Genomic DNA, 5,917 nt, shown 5'->3' with positions numbered 1-5,917 from the left:
CGCAGTTCGTCTTCAGAAACCAATCCTCTGCTCATCAGTATGTGCTTCAGCTTCATTCTCGCTTTAGTCAATTGACTGCGTGAACTGCTTTCTGTGATTCCTAAGTGCTCGCCTATCTCTTTGTGACTATAGCCTTCGATCACATACATGTTCAGCACCGTTCTGTATCCGGTAGGCAATTCCTGAATAGCTTCCATGATGTCATCTGCAGCGATCTCTGACATCGCATCTGCTGTGATGCCACCGCTGTTGTCAGGAAGTTCAGTGATGTCCTCGCTCTGCTTGAGAGGATTTTTCTTCTTGATGCCGTTCAAGCAGTGATTGATAAGGATGCGCTTCATCCATCCTTCGAAGCTGCCTTGAAAAGAGAAGGAGTTGATGTTCCTATATATACGTACAAAGGCCTCCTGAACATAGTCTTCGGCTTCTGCAGAGTTCTCAGCGTATCTCAGTGCGATGGCGAAGAAGTAGTTCACATACTTATCGTAGATGACCTTGAATGCAGAACGATTCCCGTTCTGTAAGGCTTGTATGAGAGATTTTTCAGTCATGTGTCTAACTTTTTATGTGATATGTGAAACAAATATAGAATAAATAGCATACGACATTCGCTTTATGTTTAATTATTATATATATTTGCTTAGACATTAAGAGTTGGTTAAGGGTGAATAGGGGTCTGCGACAAGGTTGCGGGCCCCTTTCTATTGGTGCCCCTCTAGGATGTACAGGCCTTTCCTTGCTGGGATGCCCTTCTTCCTTCTCTGTTCACCTTCCATTCTTCTAGATCGAACAAGCACAGATCAGGGCGCTGGCGATGACCGTTGGTGGATTTGATAGGATGATGACTCATTTAGGCTTGGACAAATGCATCATTCTCTATATTTGCAGCCCTTGAAAATATTTCAAGGATTCTGGCGAGGTAGCTCAGGTGGTTAGAGCGCAGGATTCATAACCCTGAGGTCGGGGGTTCAATTCCCCCCTTCGCTACTCAAGCCTCTTCTCGAAGAGGCTTTTTTATTGGTATTCATAGGATTGACCCAGCCAGCACGCGCTTTTTGTTATATTGGCATGCTTGGTGTATAGAACAAGCGAAATATGTACATGGAAAAACTACAGTTAGAATTCACATTGAAGACCTCGGTCAAGGTGCTCTATCAAATGCTGAGCACCCCGAGCGGACTATCGCGATGGTTTGCTGAGGATGTGAATATCAATCGGGATGGGACCTATTCCTTTATATGGGATGGCAGTGAAGAGATCGCAGAGCTTGTTTCCAAAAAACGTGATGAGTTCGTGAAGTATAAGTGGGTCGAGTCCGATGATTCCTCATCTTTCTTCGAGTTCCGCATTCAGATCGACCCGATGACCAATGATGTGGCTCTGATCATCACGGATTACTGTGATGAAGGTGAAGAAGAAGAGACCTCTGACCTCTGGTCCAAGCAGGTCGAGACACTGAGACAGAATATCGGAGGCTGATACTCAGGTCTGACCGGGTCTCGTTGATTCAGTAAAAGGTCCCGATGAAGAAGCTCAGCAAGCTGATAATCAAATCTTTTCTTGGTCCTTTCGCGCTGACCTTTGTCTTGATCCTATTCATTCTACTCATGCAGTTCGTCTGGAAATATCTGGATGACCTCATGGGCAAAGGATTGGAATGGACGATCATCGCTGAGCTATTGATCTTCCAATCGACCAACCTGGTCGCCCTGGCCCTCCCCCTTTCCATACTCCTCTCATCCATTATGACCTTCGGCAATCTGGCCGAGAATTATGAATTGGTCGCCCTGAAATCCAGTGGTCTTTCACTGCTTCGTATCATGAGGCCATTGATCGTCCTCATCATCGTTATTGCAATAGGTGCCTTCTTCTTCTCCAATCGTGTAACGCCTTACGCCAACCTCAAATCGAAATCCCTACTGCACGACATCGTCTACCACAAACCCCTGATGGATGTCAAAGAAGGGGTCTTCTACAACGGAATGGCCGGATTCAGTATCCGTATCAACCAAAAGAATGAGAAGACCGGGGAGCTCGGTGATATCCTCATTTACGACCATCGGCTGCCCGAAATGGGCAATGCACGAGTTATCCGGGCTAAGAAGGGTAAGATGAGAAAGACCATCTCTGGTAGATATCTCATCATGGACCTCTACGATGGTATCAGCTATGATGAGCAGTCTGCACCTACGCAGAAGAACAGTCCTAAGAGCAGCCCTCACCTCACCACCACCTTCGATCAAATGGAACTGCGCATAGATGTGTCCAGTCTGCAATTCCAAGAGTCGGATGAGGAGAAATGGACCAACAATATCCCGATGCAGGACATGTCCCAGTTGAGCACCACTGCTGATTCTCTCAAAGCCCAGGTACAGCGTAGAGCGGATAATCTGGTCAAGTATACGACCAAAGCCTATCACCTGACCAGGGACAGCTTGGACGGCACTATCCAAGAACGGGTGCCGATCGTGACTTATTTGGATTCCTTACCCTTGGAAACGGCTCTGCGTGCGCATCGCATCGCATATAACATGGCCAACAATTCTTCCTCCTATCTCCAGACTGCGCACAACGACATGAAGAATAGGAAGGTGTACATCAACAAGCACTGGAATGAATGGCACCGGAAGTTGACACTTTCTTTGGCCTGTGTCCTGCTCTTCTTCATAGGAGGACCATTGGGAGCCATTATCAAGAAGGGAGGCCTAGGTATGCCGGTGGTCTTCTCCATTGTATTCTTCCTGATCTTCCATATCACCTCCATCAGCGGTGAGAAGATGGTGAATTCCGGCAGTCTAGAGCCCTATCAAGGAATGTGGCTCAGTAGCCTCGTCCTATTGCCTTTTGCCTTATTTTTGACCTACAAGGCTGCGAACGATTCCCAGTTGTTCGACAGCTCGGCTTACGGGAAATGGTTCTCGAAATTCAAAAGAGGTAAGAAAGGATTGGATGAGGATTCTCCAACTGTGTCATAAGCCACCACGACCTGCTATAGATGGTGGTTGTATCGCTATGGACAACCTGACAAAAGGACTGCTCGAAGCAGGCCATGATGTCAAGGTGTTGTGCGTGAGCACCCACAAGCACCCATATGACGAGAATGCACTCTCTGAGATCTATTGTAGACTGACCCGGATCGAGGCTGTCTACATCGATACCCGGTTGAACTTCGTAGATGCCTTCTCTAATCTCATTACTCGGGATTCCTACAATATCTCGCGCTTCTTCTCCCCTGATTTCGACATGAAATTGGAGCGTGTTCTCAATGAAGAAGATGATTTCGATGTCATTCAGGTGGAATCCCTCTTCATGACCCCCTATATCGCTACTGCGAGAAGATTCAGCTCGGCCAAGATCATGCTGCGCAGCCATAATCTGGAATACAAGATATGGCAACGGATGGCCCGTGTATCTGCAAACGGAGCCCGAAGAGCCTATCTCCGGCTCTTGGCCAAACGCTTGAAGGAATATGAGATGTCCATCATGAATCAGGTGGACGGCATTGCGACCATCAGTCCAGAAGATACCCAGCACTATATGGACCTGGGCTGTGACATTCCTATCGAGACCATACCTTTTGGAATCGATTCAGCATCCTATCAAGTAGAACTCCCCTATCAGTTCAGACCGAATCTTTTCCATCTCGGTGCCATGGACTGGATGCCCAACATAGAAGGTGTAGAGTGGTTCTTGGAGAACGCTTGGGAGGATATCAGGAATGCCTATCCTCAGTTTCAACTGCACCTAGCGGGTAAGGCCAGTGATTCCTATGTCACCAAACGACCGATGGATGGAGTCATCCTGGATGGAGAGGTAGCCAATGCCAAAGACTATATGGCACAGCACGGGATCATGATCGTGCCTTTGCTATCCGGTGGGGGTATACGTATCAAGATCATCGAAGGGATGGCCATGGGCAAAGTGGTTATCTCTACCAGTATAGGTGCAGAAGGAATCGGAGTGACTCATGGGAAGAACATCCTCATCGCGGATTCGCCTCAAGAATTCAAGCAACGTATCGATGAGATCCACGAGAATCCGCAGATGTTGGAGAATATTGCCGTCAATGCGCGTTCATTCATCGAATCCAATTTCGACAACTCGGTGCTTACCGATAAATTGTTGAAATTCTACGCAGGCAAGAGCTCTGTCACAGAGAAGGCATTGCACTGAGAGGCCGAAATACTTCTGGAGCAGGTCTGCTTTACCCCTACCTTTGTCGAACTAAATTCATCCCATAGATGGACATACGAATGGATACGGTCGAAGAGGCCATTGAAGACATCAAGAATGGCAAAGTGGTCATCGTTGTAGATGATGAGGATCGCGAGAATGAAGGAGACTTCATCACCGCAGCAGAATGTGTCACCCCGGCCATCATCAATTTCATGGCGACCCATGGACGGGGATTGATATGTGCTCCATTGATCGAGGAGCGATGCGATGAACTTGGGCTGGATCTGATGGTAGCCCAGAATTCTGCGCAATTCGAGACCCCATTCACTGTCTCAGTGGATCTGATAGGCCACGGGACCAGCACCGGCATCTCGGCCGCAGACAGGGCCAAGACCGTAAAAGCATTGGTAGACCCCGAGACTCGTCCGGAAGAATTGGGAAAACCCGGTCATATATTCCCCTTACGAGCTAAAACAGGGGGTGTACTCAGGCGTGTAGGACATACCGAAGCAGCCATCGACCTCGCCAAACTGGCCGGATTCAGACCTGCAGGACTACTTGTGGAGATCATGAATGAGGATGGCACCATGGCCCGTCTGCCCCACCTCAGGAAGATTGCAGATAAACATGATCTCAAGCTCATCAGTATCGAAGACCTGATCGCCTATAGACTGAAGAATGAGAGCCTCATCGAGCATATTGTCTCAGTCGATCTTCCGACCACTTTCGGTGACTTCGAATTGAAAGCCTATCAGCAACGCACCAATGGTCAGAAGCATCTCGCATTGGTGAAAGGCACATGGGATAAGGATGAACCCATCCTCGTCAGGGTGCACAGTTCGTGTATGACAGGAGACATCTTTGGCAGTTGCCGGTGTGATTGCGGACCACAGCTTCAGAAGAGTATGGAGTTGATCGAAGAAGCAGGCAAAGGAGTGATCGTTTACATGAATCAAGAAGGTCGGGGTATCGGTCTGATCAATAAGCTCAAGGCATATAAGCTCCAAGAGCAAGGAATGGATACTGTGGAGGCCAACCTGGAATTGGGATTCAAGATGGACCAGAGGGACTATGGTATCGGAGCGCAGATACTACGTGATCTCAATGTGAGTAAGATGCGTCTGATGAGCAACAATCCAAAGAAACGTACCGGTCTGATCTCTTATGATCTGGAGATCGTTGAGAATGTCCCTCTGGAGATAGATGCCAATCACCACAATGTGGAGTATCTCAAGACCAAACGCGAAAAGATGGGACACGAGCTCAGAATCCCAGAAGGTGACTGACACACCGCCCATCATGGTCGATGAGATGCTCTCTTTTCTGGAGAGGGATCAATGTGCTGATCCGGATTCCCATCTCTTTGGAAACTATCCCAGTACGCGCTACCATGCCCTCTTCCCTATCTCAAGGCAAGAAGACAATGTCTACTTCGTTGCTTGGGTGAACCAGGTTCTTCGAAGAAATCTTCCCCAATGTGCAAAAGAAGAATCACAACGGATAGAAAGGCTGATCGATAGAGGTGATGTGGCCATAGCCCAGTATCGCAATCGCTACGGGGATATCACCTATAACTTCTATCGACCGAAAGCTTGGTTCCCCAATGGGAAGCTTTTATCCAGATATGGCCTCTTCCAACCTACGGATGATGCAGATGATACCTGTATCGCCTTCAGAGGCAGAACGCACGATGTAAATGAAGCGACCCGGATCAAGGAGATATTGCATCACCAATCCAATG

Annotated in this window: 6 protein-coding genes and 1 tRNA gene; 6 read left to right on the top strand and 1 reads right to left on the bottom strand. The window is 48.1% G+C overall.

All coding sequences use genetic code 11. The features are described from left to right. Window positions 1-551: RNA polymerase sigma factor (locus HKN79_08655; GenBank protein ID NNC83634.1), on the bottom strand; the 551-nt coding region annotated here is incomplete at its 3' end. A 362-nt stretch (window positions 552-913) separates the two neighbouring features. Between HKN79_08655 and HKN79_08650 the strand changes: the two genes are divergently transcribed. The 6 genes from HKN79_08650 to HKN79_08625 form a co-directional block, all read left to right on the top strand. Continuing rightward, window positions 914-987 (top strand) — tRNA-Met (locus tag HKN79_08650). A 114-nt stretch (window positions 988-1,101) separates the two neighbouring features. Beyond that, entirely contained in the window at window positions 1,102-1,479 is a 378-nt protein-coding gene (locus HKN79_08645; GenBank protein ID NNC83633.1) for an SRPBCC domain-containing protein, read from the top strand. 44 nt (window positions 1,480-1,523) lie between these two features. Continuing rightward, on the top strand, window positions 1,524-2,975 hold the full coding sequence (locus HKN79_08640; protein ID NNC83632.1) for a YjgP/YjgQ family permease: 1,452 nt from the start codon (window positions 1,524-1,526) through the stop codon (window positions 2,973-2,975). 37 nt (window positions 2,976-3,012) lie between these two features. Next, entirely contained in the window at window positions 3,013-4,173 is a 1,161-nt protein-coding gene (locus HKN79_08635; GenBank protein ID NNC83631.1) for a glycosyltransferase family 4 protein, read from the top strand. Window positions 4,174-4,241: 68 nt separating this feature from the next. Beyond that, complete coding sequence (locus tag HKN79_08630) at window positions 4,242-5,462, top strand: bifunctional 3,4-dihydroxy-2-butanone-4-phosphate synthase/GTP cyclohydrolase II (protein ID NNC83630.1); 1,221 nt, start codon at window positions 4,242-4,244, stop codon at window positions 5,460-5,462. Continuing rightward, window positions 5,455-5,917: hypothetical protein (locus tag HKN79_08625; protein NNC83629.1), on the top strand; the 463-nt coding region annotated here is incomplete at its 3' end. The genes HKN79_08630 and HKN79_08625, both read left to right, overlap by 8 nt.

It is taken from the genome of Flavobacteriales bacterium, from assembly GCA_013001705.1.
Classification (GTDB): Bacteria; Bacteroidota; Bacteroidia; order Flavobacteriales_D; family JABDKJ01; genus JABDLZ01.
The sequence above is the reverse complement of the archived record's forward strand: the minus strand, read 5'-3'. Positions and strand labels throughout refer to the sequence as shown.

Coding starts and splice junctions, on each gene's coding strand:
- HKN79_08645 (NNC83633.1), top strand. CDS start 1,102: ATGGAAAAACTACAGTTAGAATTCACATTGAAGACCTCGGTCAAGGTG.
- HKN79_08640 (NNC83632.1), top strand. CDS start 1,524: ATGAAGAAGCTCAGCAAGCTGATAATCAAATCTTTTCTTGGTCCTTTC.
- HKN79_08635 (NNC83631.1), top strand. CDS start 3,013: ATGGACAACCTGACAAAAGGACTGCTCGAAGCAGGCCATGATGTCAAG.
- HKN79_08630 (NNC83630.1), top strand. CDS start 4,242: ATGGACATACGAATGGATACGGTCGAAGAGGCCATTGAAGACATCAAG.